Origin of the sequence: Microcoleus sp. T2B6 (assembly GCF_036700475.1) — a bacterium.
Taxonomy (GTDB): domain Bacteria; phylum Cyanobacteriota; class Cyanobacteriia; order Cyanobacteriales; family Microcoleaceae; genus Microcoleus.
On record NZ_JAUBOZ010000094.1, the window covers coordinates 12413 to 29882 of the forward strand.

Annotated in this window: 11 protein-coding genes; 4 read left to right on the forward strand and 7 right to left on the reverse strand. The window is 45.8% G+C overall.

Annotated elements, in window-relative coordinates; all coding sequences use genetic code 11:
- Window positions 1-68: 68 nt before the first annotated feature.
- Window positions 69-4067 carry a HEAT repeat domain-containing protein gene (locus QUA00_RS28840; protein ID WP_333411984.1) on the forward strand — a complete coding sequence of 1333 codons (3999 nt, stop codon included), beginning with the start codon at window positions 69-71 and terminating at the stop codon, window positions 4065-4067.
- A gap of 491 nt (window positions 4068-4558) precedes the next feature.
- On the forward strand, window positions 4559-6742 hold the full coding sequence (gene ppk1, locus QUA00_RS28845) for a polyphosphate kinase 1 (RefSeq protein WP_333411985.1): 2184 nt from the start codon (window positions 4559-4561) through the stop codon (window positions 6740-6742).
- Window positions 6743-7120: 378 nt separating this feature from the next.
- On the opposite strand, the gene QUA00_RS28850 is transcribed toward ppk1, so the two are convergent.
- Both QUA00_RS28850 and QUA00_RS28855 read right to left on the reverse strand, forming a co-directional pair.
- Window positions 7121-7291, reverse strand: a complete 171-nt coding sequence (locus QUA00_RS28850; RefSeq protein WP_333104150.1) for a hypothetical protein — start codon at window positions 7289-7291, stop codon at window positions 7121-7123.
- A gap of 202 nt (window positions 7292-7493) precedes the next feature.
- Complete coding sequence (locus QUA00_RS28855; RefSeq protein WP_333411986.1) at window positions 7494-7994, reverse strand: hypothetical protein; 501 nt, start codon at window positions 7992-7994, stop codon at window positions 7494-7496.
- Window positions 7995-8074: 80 nt separating this feature from the next.
- Here QUA00_RS28855 and QUA00_RS28860 point away from each other — a divergent pair, with 80 nt between their 5' ends.
- Window positions 8075-8626, forward strand: coding sequence for a DUF2854 domain-containing protein (locus tag QUA00_RS28860; protein WP_333411987.1), 552 nt, complete (start codon window positions 8075-8077; stop codon window positions 8624-8626).
- A 323-nt stretch (window positions 8627-8949) separates the two neighbouring features.
- Here the strand turns inward: QUA00_RS28860 and QUA00_RS28865 are convergent, their stop codons facing one another.
- The 3 genes from QUA00_RS28865 to QUA00_RS28875 form a co-directional block, all read right to left on the reverse strand.
- Complete coding sequence (locus QUA00_RS28865; protein ID WP_333411988.1) at window positions 8950-9294, reverse strand: DUF779 domain-containing protein; 345 nt, start codon at window positions 9292-9294, stop codon at window positions 8950-8952.
- A gap of 167 nt (window positions 9295-9461) precedes the next feature.
- Window positions 9462-10982, reverse strand: coding sequence for an acetaldehyde dehydrogenase ExaC (gene exaC / locus QUA00_RS28870; protein ID WP_333411989.1), 1521 nt, complete (start codon window positions 10980-10982; stop codon window positions 9462-9464).
- Between the two features lie 487 nt (window positions 10983-11469).
- Complete coding sequence (locus QUA00_RS28875) at window positions 11470-11733, reverse strand: hypothetical protein (RefSeq protein WP_333411990.1); 264 nt, start codon at window positions 11731-11733, stop codon at window positions 11470-11472.
- Between the two features lie 432 nt (window positions 11734-12165).
- On the opposite strand from QUA00_RS28875, the gene QUA00_RS28880 reads away from it, so the two are divergent.
- Window positions 12166-13368 (forward strand): phytochelatin synthase family protein, encoded by a 1203-nt coding sequence (locus tag QUA00_RS28880; protein ID WP_333411991.1) that lies wholly within the window; start codon window positions 12166-12168, stop codon window positions 13366-13368.
- Window positions 13369-13596: 228 nt separating this feature from the next.
- On the opposite strand, the gene QUA00_RS28885 is transcribed toward QUA00_RS28880, so the two are convergent.
- Together QUA00_RS28885 and QUA00_RS28890 are read right to left on the reverse strand one after the other, a co-directional pair.
- The gene (locus QUA00_RS28885; protein WP_333411992.1) at window positions 13597-16653 is read right to left on the reverse strand and encodes a WD40 domain-containing protein; all 3057 of its coding nucleotides are present in this window, start codon (window positions 16651-16653) and stop codon (window positions 13597-13599) included.
- Window positions 16650-17396 carry an AAA-like domain-containing protein gene (locus QUA00_RS28890; protein WP_333411994.1) on the reverse strand — a complete coding sequence of 249 codons (747 nt, stop codon included), beginning with the start codon at window positions 17394-17396 and terminating at the stop codon, window positions 16650-16652. Before QUA00_RS28890 ends, QUA00_RS28885 begins: the two co-directional genes overlap by 4 nt.
- Between the last annotated feature and the right edge of the window lie 74 nt (window positions 17397-17470).

Consider the following 17470-nt stretch of genomic DNA (forward strand, 5'->3'; position numbering starts at 1 on the left):
CGCAACCAAAGTCGATCGCCTATCATTAAAGTAACCCGCTTGGAGCCTGAAATTAGGAGAACCGTTAAATGCTAGAAGCTGCGATATTGGGAGGTCTTCTGAAGGTCGCTTTCGATGGGATAGTGGGCACTCAAGCCAATGATGCAGTCAAGCACCTCTGTTTGAAGGGAGTAAAGAAGCTATCACGAAATGGTAAAATTGTCAATCACGATTTAGAAAAAGCCCTGAAACGTTCTTTCCTGAAAGCTCAGCAACAAATCGCCTCAGAATGTTATAAAGAATTGGTTGAGCCGTCTCGCAGGGCTTCTAAAGCAATCGTTATTTACTTGCCTCAAGACCGTCCTTATTTAGAATGGCTAGATAAGAAGAATAAGCAGTTAAAATCTGAATTAAAGCAGGTTAACAAAGAAACAGCCCCTTCTGGTATTCCAATAGAAGGTTTAGATGAGATAGAATTGCTGCTAACTTCCCGAAACGAGTTCAGCCAAAATCGCTTTCAAGAAGTTGAAAGTAAACTGCTGGAAATTGCACTAAAAGATTGTGAAGTCACTCTTTATCAAGCTAAATTAACCGAAAATTTGTTTAGCTTAGTCTCTGCATACTTTGCCGAGGAAATCAAGGACAATGAAAAGGTATTCCAGATTTTTACAGCGCAAAGTTTAACGCGGAATGATACCCAAACCGCCGAAACTCACGCTTTGATTGAACAGCTAAAGGCTTTGCTTGAGGAGATAGTTGAAAAGAGCCAGATTGCTTACGTGCCGATTGACTGGCAAGCTATTTGCCAGCAGATATTAGACGAGAAAGAACAGCAGCGACTGAGTAGCAACCAGCTAACTTTTGGCAACCATCAAATAGATGATGTTTATGTGCCGCTGGGATTGGTGGAACGGCAGAAAGTGACTCAGCGACGCGAGGATGTTGCGGCTGAGGAAGGTTCGGATTTGTACCGGGAAAAAGAAGTTACTCAAAAATTTGAACACAGCGAGTTTCTTGAGCAAGTTATCCAGCAAGGAAGTAGCCCAAAAAGCGATGGGAAGCGGTTAGGAATTATTGGGGAACCGGGGGCGGGGAAAACAACGCTGTTGCGGCAGATTGCGAATTGGGTAGCGGCGGGCATTTCCGAGGCCATTGTAATTTGGGTATCCTTGGCTGATTTGCAGGGGAAGGAATTAGAAACCTATTTATTTGACAATTGGCTGCTGGCGGCTATTAATAGAATTGGGAAGGCTGAGGCGACTGCGGAAATTAAGGATGATTTTTTAGCACAGTTTAATGCTGAGCGCGTTTGGTTGGTGTTGGATGGGGCGGATGAGATGGCGGTGGGAGATGGCAATCCTTTGGCGGAAATTGAGCGGCAAATTAGAACCGGCGGCTGTATTCAAAAGGCGCGAATTGTGCTAAGTTGTCGGCAGAATGCTTGGGATGCGATCGGCACTGCGTTAGATACTTTTGATACTTATCGCACTCTGGAGTTTTCCTATCCCGAACAGGTGGAAATGTTTATTGATAAATGGTTTGGAACCCCCAGGGGCGGGCACGGGGGCACCGCCCCTACAGATCCCCTCGACGTAGGGGCGGTGCCCCCGTGCCCGCCCTCTCCTCCCCCGTGTCCGCCCTCTGCTGGGGGGGATCTTTCTCAACAGCTACGGGAAGCATTAGCAGCATCAGGAAAAGAGCGAATTCGAGATTTAGTGAAAAATCCCCTGAGATGTTCGCTATTGTGCGGCACTTGGCAGTCGGTGGATGGGGATTTACCGGATACTAAGGCGAAGCTTTATCAAGGGTTTGTGACAACTTTTTATCAGTGGGAAAAACCGCGCCTGAATTGGATTCAGCAGCAGGAATTGAATGTGGCTTTGGGGAAATTGGCACTTTCAGGGATGTTAAATGAAACTGCGCGGTTTCAGTTGCGAGAAAGTGTGGGATATCGGGTGATGGGTGCATCGCAGTTTGAGTTAGCTTGTCGTTTGGGTTGGCTGAATTTAGTGGCGAGGGATGGGGAGACGCTGGAAGGGATTTATGCTTTTTACCATCCGACGTTTCAGGAATATTTTGCGGCGTTGGCGGTTGAGGATTGGCACTTTTTCTTGAATCATATTCCTAAGAATCCGCAACATCCTGATGCTAGGTATCGCATTTTTGAGAAGCAGTGGAAGGAGGTTATTTTGCTGTGGTTGGGGCGTGAGGAGGTAGGGAAGGAAGAGAAGGAAGGGTTTATTAAAGCGTTGGTTAAGTTTAAGGTTGGGTGGGATAAATTTTATGGATATCGGGCATATTTTCTAGCGGCTGCGGGGATTGCTGAGTTTAAAGATAGTAGTCTGGCTGATGAGATTGTGTCGCAGATTGTTATTTGGGGATTTGGTTATTTTAATAAGCAAAAACAGGATTGGCGGACATTTCTCGATCCAATTGTCGATAGAGCAAGGGAAGTTCTGAAAGAGACGGATCGGGAAAAGGCGGGTTCCGCTTTAGTCGAGTTAATCCGCAATTCAGGTGATGAATATACCCGGAGGCGAGCGACAAAAAGCTTAGGGGAAATTGGCAAAAATTGCCCAGACGCGCTCGCCGCTTTAGTCGAATTAATCGGTACTTCTCAGGATGAACATACCCGGTGTGTAGCGGCAGAGAGCTTAGGAAAAATAGAAAAAAATAACCCAGTTGCGATCGCCACTTTAGTCGAGTTACTCCGCAAGTCAGTTGAGAAAAAGACCGGGAAGCAAGTGGCATATAGCTTGGGAAAAATAGGCAAAGATAGCCCAGAAGCGATTGCAGCTTTAGTAGAACTAATCCGCACTTCAGATCATAACCATTTCTACCCGCATTACTGTCGGTACAACGTACCTACTTGTATAATATTGGCATATAGCTTAGTGAAAATAGGGAAAAATAATCCAGTTGCGATCGCCGCTTTAGTCGAGTTAATTCGCACTTCATATCATAAAGTTACCCAAGAGCGAGCGGCAGAAATTTTAGGTAGGATAGACAAAGATAACCCGGTAGCGATCGAAACTTTATTGGAGTCACTCCGCAACTACCGTCCTAAAGATACTCGTTATCAAGCAGCAGTAAAATTAGCAAGAATCGGCAAAAATAACCCAGTTGCGATTGCTGCTTTAGTCGAGTTAATCCGCACTTCACGTAATAAAAAAGTTACTCGGTGGCGAGCGGCAGAATGCTTAGGGAAAATAGATAAAGATAACCCAGTTGCAATCAGCGCTTTAGTCGAGTTAAGCCGCAATTCCAATGAAAAAACCCGTTGGTCAGCGGCAGATAGCTTAGGTAAAACAGGCAAAAATAACCCAGTTGCGATCGCCGCTTTAGTCGAGTTAATCCGCAATTCCGGTGCTGAAAGTACCCGGTGTCAAGCAATAAAAAGCTTAGGGGCAATAGGCAAAAATAACCCAGAGGCAATCTCCGCTTTAGTCGAGTTGCTCGGTACTTCTCAAGGTGAATATACCCGGCTTCAAGCGGTATCTAGCTTAGGGGAAATAGATAACAATAACCCAGAGGCTATCTCCACTTTAGTCGAGTTGCTTGGCACTTCTCCGAATGCATATCATCTGTGGGAATTGGGAAATAAATTAAAAAGAATAGGCAAAAATAACCCAGTTGCGATCGCCGCTTTCATCGAGTTAATCCGCACTTCAGGTGATGAACTGACCCGGCTTCAAGCGGCAGAATATTTGAGGGAAATAGACAAAAATAACCCAGTTGCGATCGCCACTTTAGTCGATTTCATCCGCAATTCACGTGATGCAGATACCCGGTGTCGAGCGGCATCTAGCTTAGGGAAAATAGAGAAATATCACCCAGTTGCGATCGTGACTTTAATAGAGTTGATTCCTAATTATCACCCTGAATATTCTATTTTTGACCCGGCAGATAGCTTACTGGAAATTATGAAAGGTAAACACTTCGCCACCGCAGTCTCAGGTTTGAAAAGTCGCCTAACTTCGGAAATCTACAAAAATGATTTTGGTCGGAATGAAAGATGTCACGGAGTCATCTGGGAGTGTGCCGAAAATATGACTTACCCAGATTTTTATCAAGCATGGCACGCTTAACCCACCGCTGGAATTGCCGTTAACAGGTTTTCGGGTGGATGGAGATGATTTGTTGGATGGGGTGCGGAATTGGATTGGGGGGATTGGTTCGTGATTCAGGGGCCGGACACGGCAATGCCCTTGGTGTCCACTTAACTTCAAACCCAGTCACAGACTGCTGTTTGACTATTAAATCCCGATCCCCCCGGCGCCAAGGGCGGGCACGGGGAGTAGGGGTCGCACCGCCCCTACGAAGGGGGGGACAAGATTCTTCTCAAAGTCAACCCCTACTCCCCAACAATCAGGGGGATTTAGGGGGATCTAGATTCGGGTAAAAATGAGATTTCTCAAAGGTTGGAGTCTTAAGTTGACACGAAGAAGGGCATTGCCGTTTCCCTACAGGAATCACAAAAACGTGCGATCGACCAAAAGCAGATGCGAACAAATCCTTTAACCTACAATACTATTTCTAGAGATGCCATCACCGAGCCTCCCAAAGACTCCCTCAAACCATGCCCAAGCCAAAAAAGACCCCCGCCAAAACCTACACTGAAATCAACCTCAGCGACCCCCAATACTACTTCAACCGAGAACAAAGCTGGCTAGAATTCAATAACCGCGTGCTCCACGAAGCCCTCGACCCCCGCACGCCCCTCCTAGAAAGACTCAAATTTCTCGCTATTTTTAGCTCCAACCTAGACGAATATTTTATGGTGCGCGTGGGCGCCCTCAAACAACAAGTACACGCAAAAGTCAGCAAATTAACCTCCGACGGCCGCACGCCCCAACAACAGCTAGATGCCCTTAACAAGCGGCTTTTGCCGATGGTTACTCAGCAGCACTCGTATTTTGAGCAAACCCTGCGGCCGAAACTAGCAGCAAGCGAAATCTACATTCTCGACTACATTGACCTCAATCAAGAACAGCGCAATTACTTGCACCGCTACTTCAAAGAACAAGTATTTCCCGTACTCACTCCCCTAGCAGTTGACCCCAGCCACCCATTCCCCTACCTTTCCAATCTCAGCCTCAATTTAGCAGTAGTAGTCAGAGACCCGGACACGCGGGAAGAATTATTTGCCCGCGTCAAAGTACCGCAGGTTTTACCGAGGTTTGTGCCACTACCGGGGGATTTGCAGTGGCAGCAGAGGGGCAAATCTCCGGTTTGGACTGGCGTCCCCCTAGAACAGGTGATTGCCCACAATTTAGAAGCTTTGTTTCCGGGGATGGACGTAGAGGAATATCACCCGTTCCGCATTACTCGCAATTCCGATTTGACCGTGGAGGAAGATGAGGCAGAGGATTTGCTGCTGGCAATAGAACAGGAGCTCCGCAAGCGTCGGTTTGGAGGTTCTGCGGTGCGGATGGAAATTCAAGCGATTATGCCCCCTGCGCTGCGAGATATGCTGATGGAGGAGCTGGAGCTCGGTGAGCAAGATGTTTACGTCGTAGAGGGGCTGCTAGGCCTCAAGGATTTGATGTCTTTTGTGGGGCTGCCGGTGCCGGAACTGAAAGACCCGCCTTGGACTCCGGTTGTGCCACCACGCTTGCGGAACTCGGAATCGGCAAGGATTTTAGACAAATCGAGGTTGGATGCTGAAGAGGGCGAGGATATTTTCACCACCATCCGGCAGGGGGATTTGATGCTGCATCATCCCTATCACTCGTTTGCGGCGACGGTGCAGCGGTTTATTACTGAGGCGGCGCACGATCGCTCCGTGTTAGCGATTAAGATGACTTTATACCGCACTTCTGGTGATTCGCCGATCGTCAGCGCCTTAATTCAAGCTGCGGAAAACGGCAAGCAGGTAGCCGTTTTAGTAGAGCTCAAAGCTAGGTTTGACGAAGAAAATAATATTAATTGGGCTCGCAAGTTAGAACAAGCTGGAGTCCACGTAGTTTACGGTTTGGTGGGACTCAAAACCCACACCAAAATTGTGATGGTAGTGCGTCGCGAGGACGGGTACATCCGCCGCTATGTCCACATCGGCACTGGCAATTACAATCCCAAAACAGCCGGACTGTATACCGATGTGGGTTTGTTGAGTTGTCGCGAGGATTTGGGATCGGATTTGACGGATTTGTTTAATTATTTGACTGGTTATTCGCGACAGGTATCTTATCGCAAATTATTGGTGGCACCGGTCAATATGCGCGATCGATTTTTAGCTTTAATCCGCCGCGAGGCAGAATTCTGCCGCTTGCAGGCCGAAGGCGGCATCGGTAGCTGTGGCCGCATTGTCGCTAAAATGAACGCTTTAGTTGACCCTCAAATCATTGTTGCTTTGTACGAAGCTTCGCAAGCGGGAGTTAAAATTGATTTGATTATTCGGGGGATTTGCTGTTTGCGTCCCGGCGTTGAGGGTGTTAGCGAAAATATCCGAGTTATCAGTATTATCGGCCGCTTTTTAGAGCATTCTCGGATGTTTTATTTTTTCAACGGTGGCGACGAAGAGGTGTATATTGGTTCTGCTGACTGGATGCAGCGCAATCTCACCAGACGGGTTGAGGCGATCGTTCAAGTGGAAGACCCGACAATTGCTAAGGAATTGCAAGAAATTTTGGGTGTAATGCTGGCTGACAACCGCCAAGCTTGGGATTTGCAGCCCTCCGGACACTACTCTCAGCGGCGGCCGCCTGCTAATTGCCCGGAGGTGAGCTCTCAGCAAATTTTGATGGATATGGTTTTGAATTAGTCATTAGTCATTAGTCATTAGTCATTAGTTGTCAGTTGTCAAATTTGCAGTTAGCAGTGTAGGTTCTTGTTAGCTATTAAGCTGTACTGCATTTAATTTTGACTTTGGGGGCGGGCAAGATGCCCACCCCACAAGATTTTTACTAACATAACTATAGCAATCCTTGCAGGATTTGTGGGATGGGTTTCTAGCCCGTCCCGACTATAAACCCAAACCACGTTTATAACTGACGAAAGGATTACTATGTGCAAATTAAATGCGCGACAGCTTAGGCGACCACTGACTAATGACTACTGACTAATGACTACTGACTAATGACAACTGACCACTGACAACTGACCACTGACAACTGACCACTGACCACTGACCACTGACAACTTAACTGTTAAAAGTACGCTTGAATTCTTCTAATAGATCGTCAATTTCTTCGATCGCCTGACTCACATCTATTCTCATGGCTCCCAAGTCCGATCGATCTAACAGCCGCACGAGGGATTCCCGCTTGACTTCGATCTGTGCTACGCGCTCTTTGATTGTCTGTGCATCCATTGTTTTTTTCCTTTGCTACTATTAACAAAAATATTTGACATTCCCCCCTGCGAACAGACGGAGATTCTTAATTCACCGACATCCCTTTTTGGGCAAATCCTTCACTGTTTATATATGGGAAGTGATGAATCTGCTCAGGGTTTTTGGGTCTGTGTTATAGTTTGATTGTACATCAAAAGTTCAGCCCAACTTCAGCCACATTTTAGCGCAAAAAAGGCGGACGTTTGGTATCTGCGGGTTTATTTTTAATCATTCCAGCTAAAAATCGCTTCAGGGCCTTCTCCCGGTTTTTCATAAAAGCCGCCCAAAATCCCGGTTGATATTCATCCATCGTCTTGGCTAGGGCCCAGACATCGATCGCTAAGATATTATAAAGCCTTTCATCTTCGCGCTTGAGCGAGTTAATCTGCTCCAGAACCGCCTTGTTTGCTCCAGCAGTTTGTTTGTCTTCGTCTTTAATCATGTCCGAAAAATGGTTGAAAGGGCAAGAGTGTCGATCGCGATCGCCACTCTGTATACTTTGATGATACTGCCGATCTCGATTGCCTTCTGGAACCAAAGCCGCGCAATTAACACGGATATTTACCAATGGCGCGCCCGGACGAGTCCGGCTGGATAAGCTTCTGAAGCTAGAGACAAGACTGTGGATGCACACCGCTCCCGCGCTCATAGATGCTAGCAGTTTTTGCAGGTCTTTTGGCAAAAAAACTAAATTTATTCAAGACTTTTTGACAGATAATAATTAAAGTATATTATTTCTGTCGGACTACTTACCTCACTAATATGTTACGCAAAATTTCTTTAGCAAACCTAGCCTTAGTTGTTGGCGGTATTATAGCAGCAGTCGGGTTCGGAGCCTACTTCACAGACAGACCTACCCTGAACCTAGCCGGTTTTTTTTATGGAATTCCGCTGTTGCTGGGAGGTTTGGCCCTGAAAGCCGCCGAACTCGAACCGGTGGAGTTCACCGAACCTACCTCTGCTGAAGTTCTCCTCTTGCGAGAAAGTCAGGCCACAGATACTCAAAACCAAGTCCGCAAAGATATCACTCGATTTCGCTACGGCCAACCCGCGCACTTAGATGATGCTTTGGAGCGCTTGGGCCTGGCCCCGACAGACGAGGAACGGCCGCTTCTGCAAGGGTTGCGGGAAGTTGATGTTGACGGTGCTTATGGGTTAATTTTAGAGTTTTATTCGCCACTACTGTCGATCGACTTATGGGAAGAAAAGCAAGACAAAATAGCTACTTTTTTTGGGCCCGGTTTGCGCGCACAAGTGACTCAAAAGGCTGGTGACAAAATTGAATTGGCTCTCATTAAAAATGCTCAAGCTTAAAGTAGTCTTAAGTTTTGAGTGCGTGAATTTGGAAGTCATCCATTAAACATTAATCCTGCATCAGCTTAGATACTGATTTTAGCGGCAGCTTGAAACCTGTCGCTATCAACAAAAACTCAAGCCGCAATTGGGCGATCGCCCCAATTGGATTTTCCTTCATTACAATAGTGATCGGCAATCTTACAGCAATTTGCGACCAAATTGCTGTAGGTCAAAACTTAAATAAAAATAGGTTTTTTCGCTCCCCTGAAAGAAACCGGGTTGCAGGCTTAAGCAAATTAATGTTTTTAGAGAAACTGGAGGCAAGTTAAGGATAAACAGAGTTAATCAGCCTTAACAAACAAGCGAGAACGAGTAATAAAACGCTCTCCATCCGGCCCTTCCAGGGAAAAATCGCTGCCTCCGGGCCCCGATGCCACGTCTATAATTAACTGCGTGTGCTGCCAATATTTGTATTGCTGCGCTGCAATATAAAACGGACAACCGCCTATTTCGCCCAGCATTACGTCACCATCACCGATTATCAATTCGCCATCGGGATAGCACATGGGGGAACTACCGTCGCAGCAGCCGCCGGATTGGTGAAACATCAATTCTCCGTGTTGAGTTTTGAGATGATTGATTAATTTTAAAGCGGCTTCTGTTGCGGTGACTTTGGCAGTTTCCATTGCAGTCTCTTTGTGTAGCAATTTTATTTCGTTTGTGAATGAGATTTTTTTTTATGAACCGCAGAGGGCGCAGAGGCCACAGAGAAAGAGAGGAAAGAGAGAAAGAAGGAGTTGACGAATCATTGAAGTTTGTCTTTCTTCTTTCTTTCTTCCCAATAACTAAAACATTAGAAGAAACCTAATGCTTTCGGGCTGTAGCTGACTAACAAATTCTTGGTTTGCTGGTAGTGATCTAACATCATTTTGTGATTTTCGCGACCGATACCAGATGATTTGTAGCCGCCGAATGCTGCGTGGGCTGGATAGAGGTGATAGCAGTTTGTCCACACGCGACCGGCTTGAACGGCGCGGCCCATGCGGTAGGCGGTGTTGATGTCGCGAGTCCAAACTCCGGCACCTAAACCGTAGAGGGTATCGTTGGCAATTTCTAATGCTTCGGCTTCGTCTTTGAAGGTGGTTACTGCTAATACTGGGCCGAAGATTTCTTCTTGGAAAATTCGCATTTTGTTGTTTCCTTTGAAGACTGTTGGCTGGAAATAATAGCCGTCTTGCAAGTCGCCGGATAAGATGTTTCTTTCGCCACCAATCAGGCATTCTGCGCCTTCGGCGTGACCGATTTTGACGTATTCGGCGATTTTTTCCATCTGGTTGACGGAGACTTGGGCGCCGAGGGCGGTTGTCGGATCTAAGGGGTTGTCTTGTTTGATTTGGCGGATGCGATCGATCGCCCTTTCCATGAATCGATCGTAGATTGACTCCTGAATTAAGGCACGGGAGGGACAGGTGCACACTTCGCCTTGATTGAACGCAAACATGACTAATCCTTCGACTGCTTTGTCGAGGAATTCGTCGTCTTGGGCGCAGACATCTTCAAAGAAAATGTTGGGGGATTTGCCACCTAGTTCTAGGGTGACGGGGATGACATTTTGGGAGGCGTATTGCATGATTAGCCTGCCGGTGGTGGTTTCGCCGGTGAAGGCAACTTTGGCAATCCGGGGACTGGTGGCTAGGGTTTTGCCGATTTCGGCGCCGGGCCCGTTAATGACGTTGATTACGCCGTCTGGTACTAAGTCGGCGATGATTTCCATCAGTACCAAGATTGAGGCGGGGGTGGGGCCTGCTGGTTTGAGGACGACGCAGTTGCCGGCGGCGAGGGCTGGGGCGAGTTTCCAGGCTGCCATTAATATCGGGAAGTTCCAGGGGATGATTTGTCCGATGACGCCTAGGGGTTCGTGGAAGTGGTAGGCGACGGTGGTTCCGTCGAGTTCGCCGATCGACCCTTCTTGAGCTCGGATGCAGCTTGCGAAGTAGCGGAAATGGTCGATCGCCAGTGGTATGTCTGCGAGGCGGGTTTCGCGAATTGGTTTACCGTTGTCCCAGGTTTCGGCGATGGCGAGGCGATCGAGGTTTTCTTCGATGCGATCGGCTATTTTGTGTAAAACTCGCGCCCTATCGGCTGGGGAAGTCTTACCCCACTTGTCTTTCGCAGCGTGGGCGGCATCCAGTGCCAATTCTACATCCTCGGCGGTCGATCGGGGGATTTGACAAATTGATTTTCCTGTAATTGGAGACAGGTTTTCCGAGTATTTCCCTTTCACCGGTGGCACCCACTTGCCGCCGATAAAGTTGTCGTAGCGAGTTTTAAAAATCGACTGACTGCCGGATTGAACTGGTGCTGCTACTACCATTTTATTACCTGATTAAAATTTGTTTTCGCGGAGGATTGAAATCTCTTGAACATCAACTATCCTCTATTTTCCGCAACTTCGGTCAGTTCATATACAAAATTTTACATTTTTCCAATTTTTTGCAGTCCCTGTAGGGGCGGGTTCACCAACAATCTCTGGCTAAAACCAACAATCTCAAAAACCCGCCCCCACCCAACGGTAAACACGATCAATTAACTGTTCAATTCTCGTCTATTTTCGATAAGTTCGGTCAGTTCATATACAAAATTTTACATTTTTCAATCATTTTGCAGTCACTGTAGGGGCGGGTTCACCAACAATCTCTGGCTAAAACCAACAATCTCAAAAACCCGCCCCCACCCAACGGTAAACTCGTCTATTTTCGATAAGTTCGGTCAGTTTATATACAAAGTTTTACATTTTTCAATCATTTTGCAGTCCCTGTAGGGGCGGGTTCACCAACAATCTGAAGCTAAAACCAACAATCTCAAAAACCCGCCCCCACCCAACGGTAAACACGATAAATTAACTGTGACGCACCTCTCCTTTGTGCGGCTATAAAATTATACGATAGCTGATAGTAATTTTTGACAAAATGGCTGGTTCTGCCAGCCAACAAGGGAGCAGACAGGGGCGCTTTAAGGTATTTACTAATTTCCATATCGTTATCAGCAACGTCAATATAAATCCCCTTAAAATCGACCACATCATTGCCAACCCAAATCATCGGCTTAAATTTGATTGATTGCAAATATTACAACTCTTGAGCCGACTCTTCTAAAACATCACGTGAGTGAGACTATTCAGAAAAATGTGATTTATCTGAGATAGTGCACCATTCTCAATAAGCTTTTTATGAACAGGCAAGATGCCTGTTCCACAAGAAAATTCACTCTTTGTGGAACAGGCATCTTGCCTGTTCTAGAGAAGGGCGCTGTGAGATTTATCCAAGCTGCATAACGCTCAATCTGTGGCAACTAGCCGAATTATTTCATCAGCTTGATGCCTAGCCGTCCGTCGCAAATAATCACGTTTTTTAAATTTGCACCCCGAAAGTCAAACCTTCGCAGCGTTTTATTGCTAAAATTGAAAAAAATAGTAAATAAGTGCATTCATCATTATCAATGTGACGATTTTGCATAATATTTATTAGCACCATAAGCAATCAGGGTTAAAACACTCAATGTCTGCTCAAGGGTTTTATCGTCGTTCACTCCCAGATTCTGCTATTGCCTTTTCCTCCATAGAGGGAAAGCAAATATTTCGAGAAGCGTTGGCATTGGGAGGTATGGAAGGGTATTTTGCTCTAGCGGAACAGTTTCATACTCAAACAGAACCCGCTTTTTGTGGATTGGGTAGTTTAGTTGTTGTTCTTAATGCCTTATCCATCGATCCGGGTCGCATTTGGAAAGGGGTGTGGAGATGGTATGGAGAGGAATTTTTAGACTGTTGCTTACCTCTTTCAGTCATTAAAGAAAAGGGTATCACCTTTGATGAGTTTGTCTGTATAGCACGTTGCAACGGTGCTGTTGTAAAACCTAACCGTTACCACCAAAGCAGCTTGGAAAACTTTCGGCAAGCAGTTGAGAAAGTGACTACGGCGTCAGGTGATATTTATCTAGTTGTTTCCTACAGCCGAAAGGTATTGGGACAAACGGGTGATGGTCACTTCTCACCAATTGGTGGCTATCATCCAAAGCGGGATCTAGTTCTTCTGCTGGATGTTGCCCGTTTCAAATATCCACCTCACTGGGTTTCTCTGCCTTTGTTATGGCAAGCGTTTGAACCTCTCGATCCCGTCACTAATCAATGTCGAGGTTATATTTCCTTGCAGAAGAGTGAAAGGTTGCCAGAAACCTTCTTTCATGTTGCTTGTGATTTACATCAGTGGCGTAGTGTTGCTACTTACTTTGCAGAAATACTCCCCGACATTCTGAGAAAAGAGCAACCTGATTCAATTGCTTCATTTGTCACTACCATCCTGCACCATTTGCCTGTTGAACTCACAACTATGGTGCATACCTCGTCAGAGGCGGCAGAGACACTTGAGAAATTACGGACAGCTATTGAGTTAAATTCACTGTTTGATATTGTTCGCCAATGCTTGTCAAGCGATGACTGGGATGCAATGTGTGTCGTAGGGAAGTGGCAGCAACAGCCATTCGTACCAGAGATAATAACAGCAATATTACTCTCCTGTCCCGAAACGCTCTATGCAACTCTCAAACCCGAGTTACGACTGTGGTTTAGTGAGGTTCGCCACCTTGAGAAACTACTCCCTCCCTTGGATGTAGAGATATCTAGATTGAGAGAACAAATGTCAGCACTCCAGGAGTTTTACACTTTATATTCAAAGGGACATCAGTGCCATATCCCTCAGAGTTAGCACCTAGCGCCTTTTGAGATCCTTAAACTCGACTAACTACAAAAGTGAAAATTCAACAGCAAGATTTAATAATCTGATGCTGGCGGCAGTTGTTGATGAATATTCGCCGCAGCGAAATATTAGGGTTGTGACTGATGCGAGTGAGGAATGGACAACAGAAAAAGTGGAAGTAGTGGTAAAAAAAATGTAGGGCGAACATCTGGCTGGCGGGCGGTTTTTGCCTAAATTCTATTTGATTGACTCTTGGTTAAGGTAATCAGCACACATCTGTTTATCCTCTTGTGTCGCTTTCGGGTTGGTTCTGAGATAATCGCTAATCCAATTGCAACCTAATGCCATTAGTTTATCGACATCCCAAGTCCACAGTTTGATGGTCTTGTAATTGCTTGCGGAAGCCAAAGTCAAGCCATCTGGACTAAATGCGACGCTATTGACCCAATCGCTATGGCCGGCAAGGGTGGCAATCGGTTTTTGGCTTTGCAAATTCCACAGTTTGATGGTGTTGTCATCGCTGGCGGAAGCCAACAGCTTGCCATCGGGACTGAAACTGACTGCATTAACCGAGTTGGTATGTCCTGTGATGGTTTTAATTTGGTTGCCAGTGGAGGTATCCCAGACTTTGACGGTGTTGTCAGCACTGCCAGTGACCAACAGCTTGCCATCGGGACTGAAACTGACTGCATTAACCGAGTTGGTATGTCCTGTGATGGTTTTAATTTGGTTGCCAGTGGAGGTATCCCAGACTTTGACGGTGTTGTCAGCACTGCCAGTGACCAGCAGCTTGCCATCGGGGCTGAAACTGACTGCATTAACCGAGTTGGTATGTCCGGTGAGGGTTTTAATTCCTTTGCCAGTGGAGGTATCCCAGAGTTTGACGGTGTTGTCAGCACTGCCAGTGGCCAGCAGCTTGCCATCGGGGCTGAAACTGACACTATTAACCCAATTGCTATGCCCGGTGAGGGTTTCTATCAGTTCTAGTTTTGGGGTTGGCAGATCCCACAAAAGGTTCCAGAGTGTGATAGTGTTGTCACTGCTTCCAGAACCCAACGTCTTGCCATCGGGACTAAATGCGACGCTATTGACCCAATTGCTATGACCGGCGAGGGTGGCAATCGGTTTTTGGCTTTGCAAGTTCCACACTTTGATGGTGTTGTCATTGCTGCCGGAAGCCAAAGTCTTGCCATCTGGACTAAATGCGACGCTATTGACCGAACTGCTATGGCCGGCAAGGGTGGCAATCGGTTTTTGGCTTTGCAAGTTCCACACTTTGATGGTCTTGTCACGGCTGCCGGAAGCCAAAGTCAAGCCATCGGGACTAAATACGACGCTATTGACCCAATCGCTATGGCCGGTGAGGGTTTTGATAAGTTTTTGGGTTTGCAGATTCCATAGTTTGATGATCTTGTCAGCGCTGGCGGAAGCGAAAGTCTTGCCATCTGGACTAAATGCGACGCTAGAGACCGCATTGCTATGGCCGGCAAGGGTGGCAATCGGTTTTTGGCTTTGCAAATTCCACAGTTTGATGGTCTTGTCACGGCTGGCAGAAGCCAAAGTGTTGCCATCTGGACTAAATGCGACACTATTAACCGAATTAGGATGCCCTTCCAAACTATTGCGTTCTTTTACTTCGTCAACTGCGTATTTCAGCGCTGCTATCACTTGCTGCTGGATGTCTGTTGTAAGCGGGGCTGAAGCATCTAGTTGTTTTAAGGCTTTCCCTGCTTTCAATGCTTTCAACAGTGCTTGAAATGGTAGCCCTGAACGCATCATATCTAATGAAGAGATACTTCCCCGGATTGCATTAGCCACATTTTCAGCTTGTCCGACTTGGTTTCTAGCAAAAATCAAGGCTCCAACTGCTCCTAACAGAGCCACCCCAGCAACAACTGAGGTTACAGTTCTAATGGTTAATGCCTTTTGCTGTGCTTGAGTGAGCGTCTGATTCGCCTCAGTCAAAAGTTGATTCGCTTGTCTCTGTACTTCTAACTCTCTTTCCACTACCCGTTGTTGAAGTTCCCTGCCGGCATTTAAAAACTGATAATCTAAATCGCTCAAACTTTTCCCTGAAGCCCAGGTTTGAGCATCTTGCAATGCCTGACCCCGTAACAGCCGCGATTCATCTTGGCATTCAGACTCTATCCAAACTTTAAAACTTTCGCTATAGGGTCTGAGATTTGCTAATTGTTTTTCCACCCAATCTTGGTTAAAAACTGCTTGATAAATGGGGTTATAAACTTTAATTTTACCCGCTTGCTTAACAACCAAACCTGTGAGACGCAGTTCCATTTGTTCAGCCGTATCATCAGCTTCTATCTCATTGTGTTGCAAAATTTGCTGATATAGCCCCAACAGCCGACTGGCCCGTTGCTCGCTGCGTAGAATCCGATCTCGAATCGTCTTTAAATGCTCTGGTTCATCCTGACCTTCCCAATTCTCAATCACCTTTTCTCGGACTAAATGGGCTACCCAATCGGCATGGGTTTCGAGAGATTCTGAAGTGAGATAAAGTCGGAGTAATTTACAAACTTTTTGCGTTAAGAATGGCTGGCCCCCCGTCCAATATAATACCGCTTCTAACAATGATTGCGAATTCTCGGCTTGAGTGTCTAACCCAACTGCCAAAGGTTGCGCTTCTGCTAATTGAAAACCCGTTAACTCAATCGCGAGCCCGATATTAAAAGGAGTGCGAAGGTGATTACCGATCAAATCAGAAGGCGCTGCTACTCCTATTAAAGCAAAGGTTAAACGCTGATAATCTGATTGATCTGCACGCTGATTAAAACACTCGCGAATCACGGCAAAAAAATCGTCTATATTAAATGGCAAAGCCAATACACTGTCAATTTCATCAACAAATATCACAATAGATTTATCAATAAATTTCAGCAAGACCTCTCCCACAAACTTGCTGAACCGTTGGACAGGAGACACTAAATCGTGATTCGTCCACCATTCATAGGAATCAAAATTATTGTAAAGTTCAAAACTATTCACCAACGAGTCAATAATTCCAAAATACCACTCTTTAGGAGTAATATCTGAAGTCCCAATTGATGTAATATCCACAGCAGCACAGGCAAATCCTTCCTGCTGCAATCTCGCCATTGTCTGCACCCGCAAGCTAGATTTTCCCATCTGTCGCGAGTTAAGAACGTAACAAAACTCGCCCGCTTTTAGTCCATCATAAAAATCTCGGTCAGCTTGTCTCCTAACATAAGTAGGCGCATCAACAGGTAGGCTACCACCAACTTGATATTCATAAATTGCCTCAGCTTTATTATTCATGAAGGAACCCCCAAACGGTCTTTAAAATAAAGGCGGTAGAGATTGCACAGGGGAATCACATCATTTCCCCGCAACTTCACTAAACCCATACTGCGAAGTTTAAACGCTAGATTTGCTTCTAATCGTACCGGATGGGAACTAGCAATCACTTGTTTCATGGCGGTTTCTAAATTAGCATCAGCAAGATTCGATAAATGGCGGCGTAAATGATCGCCGTAAATTCCTTCTTCTGTCGGTGCAATGTGTAAAAATTGTTCTAAGTTCAAAGAACCGCGAGCAATTTCATAGAGAGCTTTTCTTAACAAGTAAGGATGCCCGTCTACCATTTGTATCAGCTTTTCTCTGTCACTATTAGACCAATTTAGTTGATGTTTTTGCAGTAAATCATTAATTTGTAGATGACTAAACTCGGGCAATTCAATTGGTAAACCCACATTAAATGGAGACTGGTTAATATTGAGGGGAATATAAACTTCCTTGGAATGGGAGATTACTAAACGCAGTTTTTTCCAAGCTGGTTCGTTTTTCCCTTTTTCATGCCACGCCCGCAGTAAACCAAAGAATTCCTGGGCGACTCCTGGGTGCTGAAAAACTTGATCGACTTCATCCAATCCCAAAGTTAATGGTGAGGTAATTGTTGCCAAGAGGTAGCGCTGAAAATAGTTGCCGCATTTTTGTTTGCTCCCCATGCCTTTTTTCCAGTAGTCTGCTACCCGCTCTTCTAAATTTAATTCATTGGTAATAAGCTGTCAAACATCTAAACTGCATTAACTAAGTTACCTTTATTTTTTATTTTTCGGTTCCATTTCATAATTAG

Coding starts and splice junctions, on each gene's coding strand:
- exaC (WP_333411989.1), bottom strand. CDS start 10,982: ATGGTAGTAGCAGCACCAGTTCAATCCGGCAGTCAGTCGATTTTTAAA.
- QUA00_RS28880 (WP_333411991.1), top strand. CDS start 12,166: ATGTCTGCTCAAGGGTTTTATCGTCGTTCACTCCCAGATTCTGCTATT.
- QUA00_RS28885 (WP_333411992.1), bottom strand. CDS start 16,653: ATGAATAATAAAGCTGAGGCAATTTATGAATATCAAGTTGGTGGTAGC.
- QUA00_RS28865 (WP_333411988.1), bottom strand. CDS start 9,294: ATGGAAACTGCCAAAGTCACCGCAACAGAAGCCGCTTTAAAATTAATC.
- QUA00_RS28860 (WP_333411987.1), top strand. CDS start 8,075: ATGTTACGCAAAATTTCTTTAGCAAACCTAGCCTTAGTTGTTGGCGGT.
- QUA00_RS28850 (WP_333104150.1), bottom strand. CDS start 7,291: ATGGATGCACAGACAATCAAAGAGCGCGTAGCACAGATCGAAGTCAAG.
- QUA00_RS28840 (WP_333411984.1), top strand. CDS start 69: ATGCTAGAAGCTGCGATATTGGGAGGTCTTCTGAAGGTCGCTTTCGAT.
- ppk1 (WP_333411985.1), top strand. CDS start 4,559: ATGCCCAAGCCAAAAAAGACCCCCGCCAAAACCTACACTGAAATCAAC.